Origin of the sequence: Anaerovibrio sp. RM50 (genome assembly GCF_000622005.1) — a bacterium.
GTDB lineage: Bacteria > Bacillota > Negativicutes > Selenomonadales > Selenomonadaceae > Anaerovibrio.
The window spans coordinates 124,992-146,136 of sequence record NZ_JHWV01000007.1 but is presented as its reverse complement, the minus strand read 5'-3'; the positions used below and the strand labels follow the sequence as shown (position 1 = coordinate 146,136).

The following is a 21,145-nucleotide window of genomic DNA, read 5'->3' as shown; positions in this document are numbered from 1 at the left end:
TTTTGGAGGAAGTATGAAAATTATAGTTGGAATAACCGGGGCCAGCGGCAGTATTTATGGCCTCCGTCTTATAGAGGTGCTGAAGGAAGCGGGCCATCAGGTCCATGTGGTGCTTACTGACAGCGGCAACAAGGTAGTGAAGTTTGAGTGTCCCGATATTTATGAGAGGATTCTAAAGAGCGCGGACATGCTTCACGATGTTCATAATATTGGGGCGTCCATTGCAAGTGGCTCCTTCAGGGCAGACGCCATGGTGGTGGCTCCCGCCTCCATGAAAACTGTGGCCTGCATTGCTACAGGAGTTACGGATAATCTCCTCACCAGGGCGGCAGATGTTATTCTGAAAGAGGGACGGAGACTGATTTTGGTTCCAAGGGAAACTCCCATGCACGCCGGGCATCTGGAAAATCTCCTGAAGGCATCAAGGCTGGGAGCCATGATTATTCCAGCCAGTCCGGGATTTTATCATAAGCCTGAAACCTTGATGGATTTGGTGGATATGCTGGTGGGAAAAATCTGCGACAGTTTAAACGTTGAGAATAATTTATTTCGTCATTGGGACGGAAATATGTAATTAAATTTGAAGGTTGCAAAATGTAACCTTCTTTTTTATTGCAAAATCTTTACAAACTTAAAAATATTTGATAGAATACAGGTAGATTTTAAAATATTAAACAAAGGAGCGATTCACATTATGGAAAGAAATGAGAAACGGGAAATCACCTGCGAAATCAAGGAGGAATTTGGGGTAATTGCCGAGGACAGACGGGGCTGGCACAAGGAGCTGAATCTGGTGTCCTGGAACCACCTGAATCCAAAGTATGATATTCGGGAGTGGTCACCGGATAAAAGCCGCATGGGCAAAGGGGTTACCTTCACCAAGGACGAGATTGTGGTGCTGAGAAATCTGCTGAATGATCTGGCAATCTAAAAACTGCATAAATAATCTCGCAATATGACAACTGAATAAATGCTGGATTAATTATTGGAAATGGAGGATTCCCTGCGGGGGGTCCTCCATTTAATTTCTGTACATCACTTGAAGTTTTTATTATCTGCTTATTGCCTACTATTTTTGTTATCAAAAGCAGGATATTTTGGGGGGAGAATGGAATAATAACCAAGTAGAATTATTTTTTTGAATAGCTGAAAGAAAGAAAAAATTGATCGCGGGGCAATTATTGGTAGCAGTTACACATTGTGTCCGATGCATATCAAGGGATAATTGCCAAGGGAAAGTGTGATAATAATGAATTGTTGGGTTGTTGTAGTTGATGACGAAATTATGAGCCTGACAAATGCAAAGATAATATTAAAGGATGAGGGAATGAGGGTGGACCGTCTGCGGTCCGGCCGGGACTTATTGAAGTTTATGACCAAGAATAAGCCGGATCTCATTCTTATGGACGTTATGATGCCTGAAATGGATGGCTTTCAGACCTACCATAAGCTGCGCCAGTACGAGGAAGAGACTGGGCGTAAAAGGACCCCTGTGATTTTTTGACTGGCTCCGATGACAGCGAAACAGAACGGCGGGGGCTGGAAGCAGGTGCCTCCGACTTTATCCGCAAGCCCTTCAACAAGGATATTCTTGTACGGCGCATATATAACACTATTATGAATGACAAGGTCATAGAGACCTTGAGGGATGAGGCTTCAGTTGACAAGCTCACGGGCTTTTGGAGCCGTGCCGCCGGCATAAGGCGTTTGTCCGAGCTTTGCAAGTCCTGTGAAGGAATGCTGATGATTCTTGATCTGGACAATTTTAAGCTGGTTAACGACCTTCACGGCCATGATACAGGTGACAGGATACTTGAAACCTTTGCTGGAGTTGTAAGGAATAATACCAGGGCAAATGACGTGGTGGCCCGTATTGGCGGGGACGAATTTGCGGCTTTTTTCTGCAATATGAAAGAGGATGCTCCTTTGGGGGCAATAACAGAGCGGCTGAATAAGCAGTTCGTGGAGGCCTCGGCGAAATATCTGGGAGAGGATTCGGATATCCCTCTGGGAATTTCTGTGGGGGCAGTGGCAGTGCCGGCCCACGGCACAAACTATGAAGAGTTGTTTCCCCTGGCGGACAGTGCCCTTTATCGGGCAAAGCATAACGGGAAGCATGGTCACGTCCTCTACGCTGAGGAGAATGACTTGGAGATTTCCCGTGAGGAAGATCTTCAAACAGAAATGGACAGAATCACAAAAATTGTTGAGGGCCGTGGAGACAAGGGAGGTGCCCTGCTTCTGGGGCTGGATCAGTTTTCTGCCATATACCAGTTCTCACAGCGTCACGCTGCGCGGAAGGGCGGAATGTCCTGTAAGCTTCTCTTTAATCTGTCCCCGGAAAAAGGGACAGACAGGAAAAAGGTGTCGGAGCAGTTCGGGGAATGCCTGCAAAAGGTTCTTCGCCGAAGTGATATTATACTAAACAACAAAATTAACCAATATTTTTTGTATTTGCCGGATTTGGCAGAGGAAAATGTTCCGGTGGTGCTGGAGCGCATTATGAAGGCGTGGGAGACGTATTCCTTCGCCGGCCATGTGGCTATTGAACATGTAGTGGAACCACTGAGTTATGAGGGCCGTGTGGTAAACAGACCAGCAGACAGTAAAGATGAAAGGAAATAATCGGGAAACAGGCCGGTAATTTGAAAAAGCTTTTTAGTAAGAGCTGGGGAGGTACAATTTTATGGGTGAGGAAAATAATACTACTATTGCAGTAAGAGGATTTATACGGATGGACGATAATGTAAAAAATATTGTTATCGTAATGTATAAATACAGCGTTGTGGTGAAGGGCATCGAGCGGAAGCTGGCAGAATGCGGCTATAATGTCACCATTGTGGCCGGTGAATTTGAGAAAATCAAAGAGGTGGCAGCCTATACCAAGCTCTTTATCATTTATATTCCAAGTGGCATTATTGACAATATGGTGGATATAAATCACCTTAACCATATTCATGACATGATATGGGAGCGTGGCAGAAGCATGCTGCTCATTGGCGACAAAAAGGACAAGCCGGAGTTACTGAAAAAACACTCTCATTTTGAAAATTTTATCTGGCTGGACAGACCGGTGAAAATGGACGAGCTGGAATTGGCTGTGGAAAAGGCCGTTGAGATCACTGCCAAGAAAAAAATACTCATAGTGGATGATGACCCATCATACGCCAGAATGGTACGGGAATGGATTAAGGACGATTATCAGGCTTATAGCGTAACCGGGGGAATGAATGCCATTTCCTTTGCCCTGAAAACCCCGGTGGATTTGATACTTTTGGATTATGAAATGCCTGTAGTGGACGGCCCCCAGGTGTTCCAGATGCTTCGCCAGGATCCCGATACCAAGGATATACCAGTGATATTTCTCACAGGTGTAGATACCCGTGAAGGGGTGCAGCGGGTAATGGCCCTGAAGCCAAACGGCTATATTTTAAAGACCACAACAAAAGAAAAATTATTGGAAAGTTTACAGGGGGTTCTTGAAAAATAATTAAAGGGGACAATCACCATGTTCTATTATGCTTTAATTGGATTGATTGCTGCAGCTGATCTTCTTATTGTAAACTATGATATTTTGTTTAACCGTGATGAGAGACAGAGCATTCCTGCCCTAGGGACCTACAAAAAACTGTTATATGGTATTTTGCTGTACTATACCACCGACATAATGTGGGGGATTCTGGACAGCAATCACATGGTCAGCTGGCTCTATTTTGATACGGTAATATATTATATTGCCATGGCCCTGGATGTAATGCTATGGACCCAGTACGTGGTAAAGTATTTGGCTGCGGAAAATATTTTCGGACGTATCATGTCTTATACGGGGCAGATTTTCTTTGTGGTGGTTGTGGCAGTCACCGCAGTGAATTTCTTTAACCCAATTTTGTTCTGGTTTGATGACAGTGGTACGTATCAGGCTGGTTTGGCAAGACATATACAGCTGGCATTCCAGATTGTACTGCTGTTTTTGACTTCGGCCTATGCCTTTAAGGCAATGATGCAGGCGGACAGTGCAGCTAAAATCCGTTATAGGGCCATATTCCTCTTTGGCCTGGTGGTGGGCTTTATGCTGCTTATTCAGCTGCAATATCCGTTGCTGCCGTTGTATTCCATAGGCTTTATGATGGGAACCAAACTGATTCATACATTTGTATTCAAAGGTGAGCTGGAAAGATATCGGCAGGGTATGCTGGAATCCATGCAAAAGGTTGAGGCTCAGGAGAAGGTGTCCCAGGCAAAAAGTGAGTTTTTGTCAAATATGTCCCATGAGATCCGCACCCCAATCAATACTATTCTTGGCATGAATGAGGTGATTTTGCGGGAATGTAATGACGAGAATATCATCAATTATTCGGAAAACGTAAAAATCGCCGGAAATATGCTGCTGGGCCTTGTTAACGACATTTTGGATTTCTCAAAAATTGAATCGGGAAAAATAGAAATTATTTCCGATGAGTATGATCTGTCAGTTGTGCTCAATGATGTGGTAAATATGGTGAAGCAGCGGGCAGATGAAAAGGGATTGGAGATTTCCCTTGATTTTGACCAGGATATACCAAGGGTATTGTGGGGGGATGAAGTCCGTATAAGGCAGATCCTTTCCAATTTACTGACAAATGCAGTGAAGTACACAGAAAAGGGAAGTGTGACTTTTTCAGTGGGCTTTAAGGCGGTTGAAAATGATGAGGACAAGGTATTGCTCTGTGTATCAGTAAAGGATACTGGTATTGGCATTAAGCCTGAGGACATGGACAGGCTATTCCTAAAGTTTGAACGGATGGACAAAAGGCGCAACCGCAATGTGGAAGGCTCCGGTCTGGGGCTGTCCATTACCCAAAAGCTGTTGGAATTAATGGGTACTACTTTACAGGTGGAAAGCATTTATGGCGAAGGCTCAAACTTCTTCTTCCAGCTGGAGCAGAATGTTATTGACTGGGAGCCTTTGGGGGATTGGGAGTCCTATGCCCGTACATTGGCTTTGGAACATCGGAACTACCGTGAGAGATTTACGGCACCGGAGGCAACGATTCTGGTGGTGGATGACAATCCAATGAATCTCATGGTGTTCAAGAGCCTGCTGAAGCAGACAAAGGTACAGATTGATATGGCAAATGATGGCTATGAAGCCTTCTCTCTGGCCAAGGACAAGAAATATGACATGGTTTTCCTGGATCACATGATGCCGGGCATGGATGGTATCGAAACATTGCATGAAATGCGGGCTGAGATGGGGGGACTAAATATTGCCACTCCGATTATCTGCCTTACTGCCAATGCCATTGCAGGGGCCAGGGAGGAGTATCTTGCCGCCGGCTTTACTGATTATCTCTCCAAACCGGTAAATTCTGTGAAGCTGGAGGATATGCTGTTGGCCTATCTCCCAACTGAAAAAATCCATGAGATCAGTGATGAGGAAAATATATGGGATAATACTGCGCCAGCGGAAAATACGGAAATCCCGGAAAAGCTGGCCCCACTTCAGGATCAGGACTGGATAGATATTTCCCTGGGGATTCAAAATAGCGGTGATTTGGAGGCATATATGCCCCTACTGGAAATATTCTATGAATCCATGGATGAGAAAGCCAATGAGATAGAGGAATATTATCAGTCCGGGAATATTAAGGATTACACCATTAAGGTCCATGCATTAAAGAGCTCCGCCCGCCTTATTGGGGCCACGGACTTTGGTGAAGAGGCCCAAAAGCTGGAAAATGCGGGAAAAGCTGAGGATATGGAGTATATCCGTGGCCATCACCGGGATTTTATGGAGAAATACAGAAGCTTTAAGGAGCCTTTGGGGGAGGTTTTTGCCACTCAGGAGGCTGAGGACAAGCCATTGGCTGATGCAGAGCTGCTGGAGGGTGTAATTGAGGAAATACGGGCCGCCGCCGAGGATATGGACGGTGACCGTTTGGAGGATATTTTTGCAGAGATGGAGGAGTACAAAATTCCCGAGGCTCAAGCGGAGCTTTACAACAAACTAAAGGCTGCTACTGCTCAGCTGGATTATGAGGGGATTTTGAAGCTTTTAAGTTAGGGGGACCAGCCTATGAGAAAAATAATCATGGTGGTTTTCGTTGTTTTGGTATCCGCCGTTGCTGGTATCCTGCTTATAAATGATGATCCGAAGAATGATGATATGATGGCCAGAACCACCAGGGTGGGGGTAATGCTTTCTGGTTCTTATGATGATCGAAGCTATAATCAGACCCATTATGAGGCCCTGGAAGCTGTAAAGAAGGAACTGCCCATTGAGCCAGTTTATTTCACCCGCATAGGCAAGGATTGCTACAATGATATTGTGAAGCTCATTGAAAAAGAGGGTTGCGAGATTGTCATTGGTACTTCCAGTGATCATGGGGCATCCATGGAAAAAGCAGCTCAAGCCTACCCAAATGTCTATTTTCTCCAGTGTTCCGGAACGGGATATGGTGGTAATTTTTCATCATTTTTCGGCAGAATGTATCAGGCCCGTTATCTTTCCGGCATTGTGGCGGGCATGAGAACGGAAACCGGCCATGTTGGATTTGTGGCCGCTTTTCCTATTTCACAGGTAAATCGGGGAATTAATGCCTTTGCTTTGGGAGTGCGCAGTGTTCGTCCCGATGCCCAAATCCATGTGAAATTTTGTAAGTCATGGATAGATGATGGCATCGCGGGAAAAGCCTGTGCAGATTTATTGGATCGTTATCCTATTGATGTAGTTGCCAAGCATACGAATTCTCTCCAGGTCAACATGGAAGCAGACAATCGCGGGGTGTGGTCCATTGACTATAATATGGACAATGCCAGTGCCTTACCAGATACATATTTGACAGCCTGTGTGTGGAAATGGGATGCCTATTACCGTCAGGAGCTTACGAAATGCCTTCAGGGCAAGTTTCATGGCAGAAATGTGTGGATGAAAATGGAGGATGGTATAGTTTCCATTTCACCCCTCACGAAAAATGTTAAGCCGGGCACTGAAGCTGAGGTTAGGAAGGCAGAGGACAGACTGGTCAGCCGGGAATTTGATGTTTTTTATGGCCCTATTAGGGATAATCAGGGTCAGCTTCGGGTCTACGAAGGCGAATCCATGTCAGATGAGGAAATGCTTAACAAATTTGATTGGTATGTGGAGGGTGTGACTGTCGATGAATAAGGAATGGTTCATGCGGTTTACTCCAATTATTTTGGCTGCGCTCATTATTGTTGCCATTGTGGTGGTAATAAGGAGCTTTGAATTGCCCAAAAATGAAAAACATACCATAGTGGGGGCAGTCTTGGTAGGGTCAAAAATAGATCTGGGCTGGAATTCGAATCATTATGACGGCCTTGTTGATGCCTGTGACAAAAATGGCTGCAAGCTGCTGATTCGTGATAATGTGCCTGAGCAGGGCCAAGCTGTTATAAGAGCTGTTAAGAGCATGATTGATGAAGGGGCAAATGTTATTTTTCTGTCTTCCTTTGGCTACGGTGATTATGCAGGTATTATAGCCCGTGATAATCCTGATGTGGCCTTCTTTTGTATTTCCGGACAGGGTACAGAGAAAAATCGTGCTACCTATTTGGGACGGATTTATCAGGCCCGCTATTTGGCTGGTATAGTGGCGGGATGTGAGAGCAGAACGGGGATACTTGGCTATGTATCGGCCATGCCAAATTCCCAGACCAGTCAATCCATAAATGCCTTTGCCCTGGGAATGCGGACTGCTAATCCCGATGCACGTCTTCTTGTACGCTTTACCGGCAGCTGGGATGATCAGGTCAAGGAAAGGGAAAGTGTGCGTTTTCTGGCTTCCAAGGGGGCTGATGTAATAACCTACCATGAAGATAAGCCATACGCAGTACGTGAAGCGGAAGCCCTGGGGTTGTACAGTATTGGCTATGACAGCGTTTATGAGCAGTTTTCAGAGCGCTTTCTGACGGCGGCTGTGTACGATTGGAAGATTATTTACGGAAAATTGCTGGGTGACTACCTCAGCGGCAGGGCAAAAATGTCCGACACCTATTGGTTTGATTTTTACTCAGGGGGAGTAAAATTATATCCTTTGTCCCATCTGGTGAGCAAAGATACAAGATTGTTGCTGGAACGTGAACAGGACCGGATAGAAAAAAAACGGGATGTTTTTTCAGGGGTGATTTACGACAATGAGGGAAAACTCCGTTGCGCTGAGGATGAAACCATAAGTGACCGTGAGCTGTTTACCGGTATGGAATGGTATGCAGAGGGAGTTGAAATATATGAGTAATAGCGTATTTTTCAAGGAAAAGAAAACCAATATTTTGGCCTCTCTCTGTTTGGCTGCCATACTGCTGCTGGTGGGCTGGCTGTTCTATCAAAGAATGGGGGAGCTGCTGGTACGTTATACGGAGAACCAGACAAGGCGTCAGGCGGAGACCTTGTCCTATCAGACCTCGGAAAAGTTTAGTGCCGAATTGGAAATCCTTTCATATATTGCCCAAAAAATCGAGGAAAATCCTGATGATATAGAGCACCATATACCAACAACATTGGGCAGCAATGGAGTTAAGCAGGGGTTGTTGTCCATTGATGGTCGTGCTCTGTATGGGGATAGTATGTCTCTGCAGACCTATGATGGAATACAGACCTCCTTCCGGGGAAATAATGCCATAACCTTCGTGTCAGGCGGGGGCATTTTGTTTACCTGTCCGGTATTTCACGGAAAGAATATTAAATATGTTCTTTATCGGTTTTATCCAACCAGGTCCATTGCTGAAAGATTTTCTATCAGCTGTTACGATGATATTGGCAAGATGTGTGTAATAACCCGTGATGGTGAAGTAGTTGTTCCCTTTGCACGGACCAGTCCGGAAGATGTGGACTTTATAAAAAGCTGGGAAGTGGAGAATTATTATCACTCCATGCACAGGGAAATGGAGGTTTCTGTAGCGGTTGCCCACAATTTCTACACCAAACGGGGGGACACTATGCTTTTTGAGGCAGAGGTTCCAAACACGGATTATCTGGTGGTGGGCTTTGTACCCCTGGAAAAGGCTGCTGAGGGCATAGGCAATCTGAAGCTTTTGGTAGTTTGGGTATTTGGCTTGCTGATGCTGCTGGTGGCCCTGGGCTCTGCCTATGTATTCTATGTTTGGGGCAAGATATACGAGGGGGAGGAGCTCAGACATGCCAAGGCATTGGCAGAGGAAGCCTCCAAGGCCAAGAGCGGTTTCCTTGCCAATATGTCCCATGAAATCCGAACCCCTATTAATGCAGTGCTGGGAATGAACGAGATGATATTGCGGGAATGTCAGGACAATAATATTCTCGCCTATGCAAGCAGCATAAAAAGCGCAGGGAATACCCTTCTGGGAATTATTAACGATATTCTGGACTTTTCAAAAATTGAGGCCGGCAAGCTGGAGATTATTCCAGTGGAGTACGATTTGTCATCAGTGCTCAATGATCTGGTAAATATGGTGCAGACCAGGGCAGATGCCAAGGGCCTTACTATTTCTCTGGATTTTGACCCTAACACTCCAAAGAATTTGTACGGTGATGAGGTGCGGATTAAGCAGGTAATTACCAATATCCTGACCAATGGGGTGAAGTATACGGAAAAGGGTTCCGTGACCTTCACATTGGGTTTTGAGAGGATTGCAGACAATCCGGACGGTGTGCGTTTGTATGTGGCAGTAAAGGATACTGGTATTGGCATAAAGCCGGAGGATCTGAAGAAGCTCTTTGAAAAATTTGAGCGCATTGAGGAAAAACGCAATCGTAAGGTGGAGGGCACCGGTCTCGGCATGGCCATTACCCTTAATCTGTTAAATATGATGGGCAGTACAATCCAGGTGGAAAGCGATTATGGCCATGGGACGAAATTCTATTTCTATCTGGAGCAAAGGGTAATTAATTGGGAGCCACTGGGAAATTATGAGGCCGCTTATCAGGCCCTGATTAAAGAGCGCAACTTTTATCAGGAGAAATTCGTTGCCCCTGATGCCCAGGTTCTGGTGGTGGATGACAATCAAATGAATCTGATGGTATTTAAGAGTCTGCTGAAGAAAACCCAGGTGCAGGTGGATACGGCCGATGATGGGGACGAGGCACTTTTGCTTACCCAGGATAAAAAGTATGATATTATTTTCCTTGACCACATGATGCCGGGGAAGGATGGTATAGAAACACTCCATGAGCTGAGGGAGCAAAATGGCAATATCAATCAGAACACCATTGCCGTCTGTCTCACGGCCAATGCTATTTCCGGATCAAGGGAGAGGTACATTGAGGAGGGCTTTAGCGATTATCTTACCAAGCCAATTGATTCAGGCAAGCTGGAGGATATGCTGATAAATTATTTGCCGAAGGAGAAAATTGGGAAAGCCCAGCAAGTGGATACTAAGCCGGAGACTAGGTCAGCAACAGCGACAGTAAAGGAGACAGACAAAGGCAATATGGCGGGGGCGGAGGCAGGAAACACTGCTGAGCTTTCGGAGCTGCTGGCACCACTGCAGGGGCAGGACTGGATTGATCTGAAGCTTGGAATCCAAAACAGTGGCGACATGGAGGCATATCTGCCATTGCTGCGGGTATTCTACGAATCCCTGGATGATAGGGCCGCAGAGATAGAGGGCTACTATGAGGATGGCAATATTAAGGATTACACCACCAAGGTTCATGCTTTAAAGAGCTCAGCCCGGCTAATCGGTGCCATGGAATTTGGGGATGAGGCCCAAAAGCTTGAGGATGCGGGAAAAGCTGATGATCTGAATTATATTCAGGCCCATAACGGGGAATTTATGGCGAAATTCAGGAGCTTCAAGGAACCATTGGCAGAGGTATTTGCCTTCAAGGAGGACGAGGACAAGCCAGAGGCTGATCCGGAGCTGCTGGAGGGAGTAATTGAGGAAATCCGGGCTGCTGCTGATGATATGGATGGTAACCGCCTGGAGGATATTTTCGTCGAAATGGAGGAATACAAAATTCCAGAGGATTATGAGGAGCTTTACTGCAGGCTTAAGGCTGCTGCTGACCAGCTGGATTACGAGGGAATTTTGAAAATTTTGGGTTAAGGGTCCAACGATAATGTTGAACATAGACGCTGTTATTTAAGGTAGGGTCCTGTCGCTTTGTGGTGGCAGGACTTTTCTTATGGCAATTGATTTTTTGCTAATATTGGTATGGCTGGTGAAGGAATATTTGCTGGGGCTGTTGAATGATAAAGTAGTATTTTGACAGGAGTTGATCTGTGATGCCTTTGGAAATTGTCAGAAACGATATAACAAAAATGCAGGTGGATGCTGTTGTTAATTCGGCCAATCCAAGAGCTATAGTGGGGGGCGGCGTGGACAGGGCCATTCACCAAGCGGCGGGTCCGGAGCTGCTGGTTGCCCGGCAAAAGATTGGGGATATTGCCACGGGAAAAGCCTATATCACCCCTGGCTATAATCTTTTGGCAAAATATGTAATACACACCGTTGGCCCGGTCTGGCAGGACGGAAAACAGGGGGAACGGGATATGTTGGCCAGCTGTTATCAAAATTCTCTCCAGCTTGCAGCAGACCATGAATGCAGCTCCATAGCCTTTCCTTTGATTTCTGCCGGTATATTCGGCTGTCCAGCGGAGATTGCCATTGCCACTGCCACCAGGGCAATTCGGGAGTTTATTGATAAGCATGATTTGGATGTTTATATGGTGATGTTCGATCGGGAGTCCTTCAAAATTTCCAGCAGCCTTTTTTATGATGTGCAGAATTACATTGATGAAGTTTATGTGGATGAGCACCTGTCCCAGGAACACCGTGATGGTAATCGACGCAGACGGGAGCGGGAGGCGGCTCTCTATGGTAGAAGCGGCACGGATTCCCGTTCTTTGGAGGAAATGCTGGATAATATGACAGAGACCTTCTCGGAAGCCTTGTTTAAAATTATTGATGCCCAGGGCAAGAAGGATCACCAGGTGTATAAAAGGGCCAATATTAATCGTCAGCATTTCGCAAAAATACGGAAAAATAAGGATTACAAGCCGAAAAAAGCCACTGTTTACGCTTTGGCCATAGCCTTGGAGCTGGATTTGGCTGAAACCAGTAATCTGCTGGCCCGTGCTGGCTATGCCTTTTCCCATAGCAACGTGAGCGACGTAATCATTGAATATTTTATCAGACACGGGAAATACGATATCGATACCATAAATCAGGTCCTGTTTGAAAAAGGGGAATCAACATTGGGCTGCTAGGCTTTGATAGCTCACCAAAATGTCGCCTGACAGGATACCATATAGATAAATTATTTTGATAATATTTGACCATCAAAAGAATTGGAATGGTGATTTTGAAGGAGGAATATATATGTATGGTGCAATTTTAGGCGATATGATTGGTGCTCCTTATGAGTTTGACAGAGGAAATAAGACGAAAGATTTTCCGCTTTTTTGCGATAAGTCAAATTTTACCGATGATACTGTGATGACTGTGGCAGTGGCTGAGGTGCTGCTTGATTATGTTTATGATGAATTTGATTCTGATGAGGAATTAAAACAGGCTCTGATTGCCTCTATGCAAAATTGGGGCAGTGATTATCCAAATGCAGGTTATGGAGCCATGTTTAGCAGATGGCTTGAAGCCGATAATCCTCAGCCCTACAACAGCTTTGGCAACGGTTCTGCAATGCGGGTATTAGCTGCCGGCTGGCTTGCGACCAGTTTGGAAGAAGCCATGAAATTAGCTCGCCTGACAGCAGAAGTAACTCATAATCATCCGGAAGGAATAAAAGGAGCTCAGGCTGTAGCTGGTTCAATTTATTTGGCTCTGGATGGAAAAGATAAGGTTGAAATAAAATCATTTGTTACAGATGTTATAGGGTATGATTTATCCCGTACATGTGATGAAATCAGGCCAAACTATCATCATGATGAAACCTGTCAAAGGTCAGTACCAGAAGCTATAACGGCTTTTTTGGAAGGTGAAGATTTTGAAGATGTAATTAGAACAACCATTTCCCTTGGCGGTGATACAGATACATTGGCATGTATAGCTGGAAGTATTGCTGAAGCCTATTATGGTATTCCGGATGAATTAGTGGCTGAGTGCCGAAATAATTTACCAGAAGAAATGATTACTATAGTAAACCGCTTCTATGAAGTTGTTGATGAAATGTGGATTTTATACAGAGGAAAAGGAAAAAAGCTTTCTGAAGAAGAATTATCTGATGGAGCGCTTTTAAGGGAAGCTATCAGAAAATATAAATATTGGAATACGGATGATAGTTTTTGGAATTTATTGGCAGTTTTGAGAGATAGTAATGTTTGGATACCATGCAATGCGATATCAGGTAGTAAGGATCAGACATCCTTGAATAAAATTATACAAATGGCAGGTGACAATTTGGATTCTTTGGTAGGTATGGAATTTACAAATGAAGAACCTGTTCGCCTGGTTCCAGTAATTATCTCAAATGGAGAAGACGATTTTATCCCTGTTTTTTCCAGTGTAGAAGTTATGGGAGAATATGAAAATCAATATTCCAAGGTGGCAAAGCATTTTTTGGAAATTCTTGAAATTGCACAATTTTATAAAAATAGAATTTTTGGTATTGTGCTTAATCCATTTACTGAACCGGTAATACTGCACTTGGAAATGGCTGAGATAGTTGAAAAGATACGTTCAAGGGTTGGGAGATAAAACACAAATAATTATTAAAGAATAAAGACACTTTACTTAATAATGATTCAATGTTGACATAATAAACTTTTGATAATAAAATATAAGTACCAAACAGGTGTATAAAAGAATAAGCCTAACGGGCCTTTGGTAGCTGTATTCTAATTCATATTGGAATGCGGACTCCAAAGGCTTTTTTGTTTGGAAAAGGTTGATTTTGCGCATTAACATTTATTTACAAAATACACCATTATGGTTTATAATGAAAGCGAGGTTGAACTATGCCTAATGTAATGGACAAATACACTCCAACATATAATTTGGATTCGTTTAAGAAGTCTAAATATGGTATTAAGCAATCAGCTTTGTTTGGTGCTGCAGCTATGGGATTTGAACTCAAGGATATTTTCCAGGCAGTGGATTCCATGCTCCCGGAACATTTCTATAAATCAATGACATCTTATAACGAGCTTTAAGATGTCCCCTTCCTCTTTAGGTGGGGGAAAACAAACTACAACAGCTGGTGAGAATATCTCCCAGCTCGTTGAAACGCTAATTGGAAGATTTTTCTTCTAAAGAAGAAAAATTTGAACAATGGCGTTATAAAAATCATCAAATATGGCAGGATGTTTACCATGTACCATATAAGGACTATTTGATATATATAAAATTTGTTCAAGGGACTATTACTGAGTTTGATTTGCTATCTTTTAAAGAGAAATGAGGTGCCATCATGGAAAAAATCAAATATGATATTGAAACTGGTACTGAATTAAAACGGGATATTCGACCTATTACTATAACTTACCAAGGACAGAGTAGAACCTTTGATATGCCTGGTTGGTATCCTTCAAATAATGAATGTGAGCCCACTTTTACTCAGGACGACCTAAAAATCTATGATAGGGCAATAAAGGAATTAAAGGCTGAAGTTGAGCATCTGCTGTTACCAGCTGAGATACGCTCAATCCGAAAAAGCCTAAAATTATCCCAGATTCAGGCTGGACTTATTTTAGGTGGCGGAAAAAGGGCTTTTCAAAAGTACGAGAGTGGTGATGTGTTGCCTAGCAGGGCCATATCAAATCTGCTTAGAGTATTGTCGGCTAACCCAGCGTTGCTCAAGACTTTGCCTGCAGCTGTGATGGCAGGAGAATAATATATTTAAAGATAACGCCGGAGGTTTTCCGGCGTTTTTAATTATGGTATTAAATGGCTGAGTTATTCTACAAAATCTACAAAATCGCAACTTTATTTGTCAAATCCAGCGTCATATATTATCATTATTATTGGTATGATTTTTTGAAAATATATCAATTTATATAGAGGAATATCCTGGAGGGAAAGAAACGTGGAACTTGAAAATAGCTTAAATACACTTACAGAGCAGGAGACCCTTGAGGCAGAGCTGGAACAGCTGCCGGATCCCCTGGAGGCAGCCAGGGAAGCGGCAGCCCAGCTGGAGGAAGCGGCAAGCCTTTTGCGGGGTGTGGTAAATACCTTGGAATCATTGGAGGCATAAGGGTAAATGGCGAAGAAACAACTGACCTTAGAGGAAAAGATAAATAATGCCCTGGTGCCGGAGGAACAGCTATATAAGGTGCCGGATAATTGGTGCTGGGTAAGGCTGGGCAGTGTCAGTGATATAATATTGGGCCAGTCCCCAAAACGTGATGACATCACAGAGGATGAAGGCTTTACTCCCCTGATAAGCGGCTGGGCAGATCTGGCAAACAATTCCATAAGTGTAAAAAGATATGCCAAGGTTGTGACGAGATTATCCCAGGCGGGGGATGTTATTATATCCACCAAAACCAATATTGGTATGCCTGTCATAGCAGATGGGGAATATTGTCTGGGCCGTGGGGTGTCTGCCATCAGAAGCGGTGTCATGGACAAGGATTATACCAGATTGCTGCTGCTTCATTTTGAGGACTATCTTTATGAAAGTGCCTCAGAGTCCAGCTCTGGCCAGGTTACGGGGAAGACCCTGCAGAATATGCCCATTCCATTTCCTCCCCTTTCGGAGCAGAAACGTATAGTTGCCGCAATCGGGACCATGTGCTCTGATCTTGACAGGGCAGAGGCAAAGGTGCAAGGGGTACTTGATGGAGCAGAGCAGAGAAGGAAGACCCTTATTTATGGGGGAATTACTGGAAAGCTGACCTCCTACTGGCGCAAGGTGAAGGGCATCGGAGACGACAGCTGGTCCCTTAAATCCCTGTCATCAAAGGATGTATATGAGTCATTTTTGAACTGGTTTGATAAGTTGGGCTATGTTCGTTATGATGCTGACACCAAAGAAATGATAGATGTACAGGCCCGGATTCCAAGCCTTTCGGAACAGCAGGAAATCAATTCCGTTTTGCGTAATCTGCTGAACAAGGAGGAGAAAATAACCGCCGCCTGCGAAGAGACCCTTGATTCAATTGGTGATATCAGACAAGCCATTCTGTTAAAGGCCTTTAGCGGGAAGCTGGGCACCAATGACCCAACGGAGGCAAGCTCTTTGGACTTTTTGAAGGAAAAATTCCAGGAGCAGGACTGAAGCATTTAACTTTTTAATTAGTTAATATGATAAAGTAAAGTTACTTAAGGAAATCGGACTGGCCGAAGCAGTCCGATTTTTTTGTGTAAATCTTCATATTGGCCCGCAAATATGGTATAATCTTACAGTTAGTGTGAATACTTACATTTTACATATCCTTGGAGGTAGATTATTTTGAAGAAAATGACAGGTAATGAGCTTAGAGAGGCTTATCTTACTTTCTTTGCTGAAAAGAAAGGTCACTTGCGTCTGCCAAGTGCTTCCCTTATTCCTGAAAATGACCCTACTTTGTTAATGATTGGTGCCGGCATGGCGCCGTTTAAGGCATATTTTACTGGCAAGGTAAAGCCACCTCGCCCTCGTATTACCACCAGCCAGCGTTGCGTTCGTACTGGTGATATTGAAAATGTAGGCCGTACTGCCCGTCATCAGACCTACTTTGAGATGCTGGGCAACTTCTCCTTCGGCGATTATTTCAAGAAGGAAGCTATTCCTTGGGCGTGGGAGTTCCTTACTGAGGTTCTGGAAATGCCAAAGGACAAGCTGTGGGCTACCATTTATCCAAAGGATGATGAGGCCCGCAAGATTTGGGAGGAGCAGCCTGGCTTCGACCCAACCCATATCGTTCCATTGGATGACAACTTCTGGGAGATCGGCCCTGGTCCATGCGGTCCTGATACTGAGATTTATTTCGATCTTGGTGAGGAGCGCGGCTGTGGCAGCCCTGATTGTGCAGTAGGTTGTGACTGCGACCGTTATCTGGAAATCTGGAACAACGTATTTACCCAGTTCGACCGCACTGAGGACGGCAAGTACAACGATCTGGAAAACAAGAATATTGATACTGGTATGGGCCTGGAGCGTATTGCTTCCGTAATTCAGGGTGTTCCAAGCAACTTCGAGACTGATTTGCTGTTCCCTATTATTGAGTACGCTTCCAAGGTATCCGGAGTTGAGTATGGTTCTGACGTTGACAAGGACGTTTCCTTGAAGGTTATTGCTGACCATGCCCGTTCCATGAGCATTATGATTATGGATGGCATTCTGCCTTCCAACGAGGGCCGTGGTTATGTACTGCGCCGCATTCTCCGCCGTGCTATCCGTCATGGCCGAATGCTGGGCATTAAGGACAAGTTCCTTGAGGGTGCAGTAGATGCAGTTTGCAAGATTTATGACGGTGCCAGCGATTTCGAGGCACTGGCCCAGAAGCAGGATTACATCAAGAAGGTTATTTCCCTGGAGGAGGACCGTTTCTCCGCTACCTTGGAGCAGGGTCTGGAGCTCTTGGACGGCTACATGGCTGAGGCCAAGAAGGCCGGGAAGAAGGCTCTTGACAGTGAGCTGAGCTTCAAGCTCTACGACACCTTCGGTTTCCCTTGGGAGCTTACTGAGGAGATTCTTCAGGAAAATGGTTTGGATTTTGACAAGGAAGGCTTTGACAAGGAGATGCAGGAGCAGCGTGACCGTGCCCGTGCAGCCCGTGCTGAGAATCAGCGCTTTGCCGTTCCTGATTTAAAGAATATTGATACTGCTGCTCTGAAGCACGATGAAAAGGCTACAGAGGCAGAGGTTGTGGCTATCTGGAAGGATGGCGTTCTGGTGGATTCCCTCCAGGATGGTGAGGAAGCTGGCATTATTCTGTCTGTTACCCCATTCTACGCAGAGGGGGGCGGCCAGGTGGGTGACACCGGCGTGTTCGTAAGTGAATTGGGCCGCATCAAGGCAACTAATGCCAAGAAGCTGCCAGATGGCACTATTTATCATGAGTCCTATGTGGAAGAGGGACAGCTTAAGGTTGGTGACAAGGTTCAGATCAAGCTGGACAAGGTTGAAAAGCTTTCCTCTGCCCGTAACCATACTGCTACCCATCTCCTGCAGGCTGCATTGAAGAAGGTTGTGGGTGACCAGATTAATCAGGCTGGTTCCTCCGTAAATGGTGACAGACTCCGCTTCGACTTTACCAACTTTGAGCCAGTAAGTGCTCAGCAGCTGGCTGATGTGGAGGAGCTTGTTAATGACGAAATCCTCAAGGGCACCGATGTTGTTATTGAGGAAATGTCCAAGGACGCTGCTGTTGAAAAGGGTGCTATGGCTCTCTTTGGTGAGAAGTACGGTGACGTGGTTCGTGTTGTAAGCGTGCCAAACTTCTCCATGGAGCTTTGTGGCGGTTCCCACGTATCCAACGTTGGCCAGATCGGTCTCTTCAAGATTGTATCTGAGACTGGTGTAGCCGCTGGTGTTCGCCGTATCGAGGCCATCACTGGCCGCAAGGCTCTGGAATATGCCAATGCCAAGGCAAAGCAGGTGGCTGACGCAGCTGCTGCCCTGAAGTGCCGTGAGGATGAGCTGGTATCCCATGTGGAAACTCTGGCTGCCCAGGCCAAGGACCTTCAGAAGCAGCTGGATGCCGTTAACGCCGAAAAGGCCAAGGCTGATGCTGCTGCTCTCACCGATCAGGTGAAGACAGTAGGTGAGGTCAGCGTAATTGCCGCTTCTGTAAATGCTGCTGATATGGAGGATTTGAGAAGCATTGCTGACATGACCTGTGATAAGATTGCCAACGGCGTTGTGGTTCTCGGTACTGTAAACGGTGACAAGGTTAACCTTGTGGTTAAGGCTTCCAAGGAGGCTGTGGCCAAGGGTGCCCATTCCGGAAAGATTATCAAGGAAGCTGCTGCTGTTGTTGGTGGCGGCGGTGGCGGCCGTCCTGATATGGCCCAGGCCGGCGGCAAGAAGCCTGAAAATCTCAGCGCTGCCCTTGAAAAGGCTGTGGAGGTTCTCACCTCCCAGGTGGGCTGATAAAAAGCAATATACAAAAACAAAGGCTGGAATCTTTAAAATTTGGAGGTTCCGGCCTTTTTAAATGTAAAAAATACTTTAAAATTTTAAAGGGATTTATAACGTAATGTCGAATTGTTACAAATGTAAATGAATTTTAGTTGATGGTATTTGACTTTTTAACCAATTAACTATCAGGGAAGGTGAGGTTTATGCGATTAAAGCAAAAATTTGCACTGCTGGCCGTTGGCTGTGGCTTTTTGATGGCCATTATTTCCGTTATTGGCCTGATGTCGGCCAATAGTACCTTGGAGGAAAGCGTTGAGGCGGAGCTGGTGGCTGTGGCCCAGTCAGAGCGCGGCGAAACAGGTGAATGGGTAGAGGGCCGTATGGCCATGTCCAAGGCCTGTGGCCAGGTTATCACCAATGCCGGGGGTACCCATGAGGCTGTTATGACCCGCAGCAATCTGGCCATGGGCGGTGATGACCCTACTATTTTGGGTATGATAGCCGCTCACAAGGATGGTGCATTGAACAGCTTCAAGGACGGGGATATTACCGGTGTAATCGATGCCACCACCAGACCTTGGTACAAGAAGGCCATGGGTGAGAAAACCACCTTCGTTACAGAGGCTTATGAGGATGCCATTACCCATACCCTGGTTATTTCCTGTATTACTCCTTTCTTTGGTGAGGGGGGATTTACGGGAGCTATCTGTGAAGACGTGCAGATTGCCCGGGTAAAGGAAATGATTGATGACTTTAAGTATCGCGGCAGTGGTAACGGATATATTATCGAGCAGGGTGGTGTTATCATTGGTGCCAATGATGACACTGCTCCTATGGAGAACGTGGACAAGAAGCACTGGGGCAAGCATTTTGCTGAAATGCAGAAAAACGGCGAGGGCTTCTTCATGGACGGTGACGATGTAATTGCTTACTCCACTTTGAATACCACTGGCTGGATTGCCGCTATTGTTGTAAGCAAGGATGTTGTTTTCGCTCCTGTAACTTCCATGCGTAACCAGTTTATCGTCGTTTCCATTATTGGTATTCTCCTTATTTTGGGAGCATGCATGATGTTCGGCAATCAGCTCCAGAATGTGGCCCAGTCACTAAAAATTGCCATTGAGGGCATGGCTGCAGGCAATTTGAAGGGCAACCGGGTTCATGTAACTTCCCGTGATGAGTTGCCAGATATGGCTAATTCCTTTAATGGAATGCAGGATCATTTACGGGGAGTTATCAAGAAAATTGCGGACACTGCCGAGAAGGTGGCCAATGCCTCCGAGGAGCTTACCGCCAATGCCAGCCAGTCTGCAGATGCCTCTGTGAATGTGGCTGAGACTGTAGGTGAAGTGGCCAATGGTACTGACAGCCAGCTCATGGATATCGACAGCGCCAAGCATAATGTGGAGGCGGTATATAACGATATTAACAGCATGGCTAAGAAGGCAGAGCAGGTTACTGAGGCTACCAATTCCACTGCCGAGGCGGCAGAAAAGGGCCAGAGCCTTATGGAGGACGCTGTGGGCAAGATGAACAATATTGAGCAGAGTGTTACCCAGTCTGCTGCTGTTGTGGCCCAGCTGGGAGAGAAATCTCAGCAGATTGGCGAGATCGTTGATGCCATTACAGCTATTTCCGAGCAGACAAATCTGCTGGCACTGAATGCGGCCATTGAGGCTGCCCGTGCCGGTGAGGCCGGACGTGGCTTTGCTGTAGTAGCTGAGGAGGTCCGCAAGCTGGCTGAGCAGTCCCAGGAGTCTGCAGAGGAAATCAGAACCCGTATTGGCGGTATTCAGACTGAGACTGAAAAGGCCGTAAAGACCATGGAAACCGGTACCAAGGACGTTAAGGAAGGTATTGATGCCATCCGCAACGTAGGTGAGCAGTTCCGCAACATCATGGATAAGGTGGGCAGCATCAGCGACCAGATGAAGGAAATTGACACTTCTGTGGTCACCGTATCAACTGGCGCCAACAGCATTGTAGATGCAGTTGAGTCCATTGACAAGGTAAGCCGTGATACATCAAGGCAGATTCAGACAATTTCCGCAGCCACTGAGGAGCAGTCAGCCTCCAACGAGGAAATTGCCGCAGCGGCCCATTCCCTGTCAGAGCTGGCAGAGGAGCTTAACAGCGAGGCCCGTAAATTCAAATATTAAAAAAATATAACCTAAAAATGCCAGGCTACAGCTGTAGTCTGGC

Annotated in this window: 18 protein-coding genes; all 18 read left to right on the top strand. The window is 45.5% G+C overall.

Features of this window, described 5'->3' with window-relative positions; translation table 11 throughout:
• Positions 1-13 precede the first annotated feature (13 nt).
• The 18 genes from T525_RS0105970 (at position 14) to T525_RS0105885 (ending at position 21,102) form a co-directional block, all read left to right on the top strand.
• On the top strand, positions 14-574 hold the full coding sequence (locus tag T525_RS0105970; RefSeq protein WP_027406461.1) for a UbiX family flavin prenyltransferase: 561 nt from the start codon (positions 14-16) through the stop codon (positions 572-574).
• A 120-nt stretch (positions 575-694) separates the two neighbouring features.
• Entirely contained in the window at positions 695-931 is a 237-nt protein-coding gene (locus T525_RS0105965; RefSeq protein ID WP_027406460.1) for a YdbC family protein, read from the top strand.
• Between the two features lie 318 nt (positions 932-1,249).
• A complete protein-coding gene (locus T525_RS14400) occupies positions 1,250-1,504 on the top strand; it encodes a PleD family two-component system response regulator (protein ID WP_051533443.1) in 255 nt (84 codons plus the stop codon).
• Positions 1,501-2,625, top strand: coding sequence for a diguanylate cyclase domain-containing protein (locus T525_RS0105955; protein ID WP_027406459.1), 1,125 nt, complete (start codon positions 1,501-1,503; stop codon positions 2,623-2,625). Before T525_RS14400 ends, T525_RS0105955 begins: the two co-directional genes overlap by 4 nt.
• 61 nt (positions 2,626-2,686) lie before the next feature.
• Complete coding sequence (locus T525_RS15555) at positions 2,687-3,490, top strand: response regulator (RefSeq protein WP_051533442.1); 804 nt, start codon at positions 2,687-2,689, stop codon at positions 3,488-3,490.
• 18 nt (positions 3,491-3,508) lie between these two features.
• Positions 3,509-6,043 carry an ATP-binding protein gene (locus T525_RS14390; RefSeq protein ID WP_051533441.1) on the top strand — a complete coding sequence of 845 codons (2,535 nt, stop codon included), beginning with the start codon at positions 3,509-3,511 and terminating at the stop codon, positions 6,041-6,043.
• A gap of 12 nt (positions 6,044-6,055) precedes the next feature.
• Positions 6,056-7,147, top strand: a complete 1,092-nt coding sequence (locus T525_RS0105940) for a BMP family ABC transporter substrate-binding protein (protein ID WP_027406458.1) — start codon at positions 6,056-6,058, stop codon at positions 7,145-7,147.
• A complete protein-coding gene (locus tag T525_RS14385; RefSeq protein WP_051533440.1) occupies positions 7,140-8,237 on the top strand; it encodes a BMP family ABC transporter substrate-binding protein in 1,098 nt (365 codons plus the stop codon). Before T525_RS0105940 ends, T525_RS14385 begins: the two co-directional genes overlap by 8 nt.
• The gene (locus T525_RS14380) at positions 8,230-11,025 is read left to right on the top strand and encodes an ATP-binding protein (protein ID WP_051533439.1); all 2,796 of its coding nucleotides are present in this window, start codon (positions 8,230-8,232) and stop codon (positions 11,023-11,025) included. Before T525_RS14385 ends, T525_RS14380 begins: the two co-directional genes overlap by 8 nt.
• 179 nt (positions 11,026-11,204) lie before the next feature.
• On the top strand, positions 11,205-12,188 hold the full coding sequence (locus tag T525_RS0105920) for a macro domain-containing protein (protein WP_027406457.1): 984 nt from the start codon (positions 11,205-11,207) through the stop codon (positions 12,186-12,188).
• A gap of 112 nt (positions 12,189-12,300) precedes the next feature.
• Positions 12,301-13,632 carry an ADP-ribosylglycohydrolase family protein gene (locus T525_RS15855; RefSeq protein WP_072031629.1) on the top strand — a complete coding sequence of 444 codons (1,332 nt, stop codon included), beginning with the start codon at positions 12,301-12,303 and terminating at the stop codon, positions 13,630-13,632.
• Positions 13,633-13,892: 260 nt separating this feature from the next.
• Positions 13,893-14,087, top strand: coding sequence for a type II toxin-antitoxin system MqsR family toxin (locus T525_RS0105910; protein ID WP_027406456.1), 195 nt, complete (start codon positions 13,893-13,895; stop codon positions 14,085-14,087).
• Between the two features lie 80 nt (positions 14,088-14,167).
• Positions 14,168-14,335 carry a type II toxin-antitoxin system MqsR family toxin gene (locus T525_RS16790; RefSeq protein WP_084276920.1) on the top strand — a complete coding sequence of 56 codons (168 nt, stop codon included), beginning with the start codon at positions 14,168-14,170 and terminating at the stop codon, positions 14,333-14,335.
• Positions 14,336-14,344: 9 nt separating this feature from the next.
• A complete protein-coding gene (locus T525_RS0105905; RefSeq protein ID WP_027406455.1) occupies positions 14,345-14,767 on the top strand; it encodes a type II toxin-antitoxin system MqsA family antitoxin in 423 nt (140 codons plus the stop codon).
• Between the two features lie 192 nt (positions 14,768-14,959).
• The gene (locus tag T525_RS16270; RefSeq protein ID WP_156945602.1) at positions 14,960-15,130 is read left to right on the top strand and encodes a hypothetical protein; all 171 of its coding nucleotides are present in this window, start codon (positions 14,960-14,962) and stop codon (positions 15,128-15,130) included.
• 6 nt (positions 15,131-15,136) lie between these two features.
• The gene (locus T525_RS0105895) at positions 15,137-16,156 is read left to right on the top strand and encodes a restriction endonuclease subunit S (RefSeq protein ID WP_027406454.1); all 1,020 of its coding nucleotides are present in this window, start codon (positions 15,137-15,139) and stop codon (positions 16,154-16,156) included.
• 183 nt (positions 16,157-16,339) lie between these two features.
• A complete protein-coding gene (gene alaS, locus T525_RS0105890; RefSeq protein ID WP_198022633.1) occupies positions 16,340-18,955 on the top strand; it encodes an alanine--tRNA ligase in 2,616 nt (871 codons plus the stop codon).
• Positions 18,956-19,146: 191 nt separating this feature from the next.
• A complete protein-coding gene (locus tag T525_RS0105885) occupies positions 19,147-21,102 on the top strand; it encodes a methyl-accepting chemotaxis protein (protein ID WP_027406452.1) in 1,956 nt (651 codons plus the stop codon).
• The last annotated feature ends 43 nt before the right edge of the window (positions 21,103-21,145 follow it).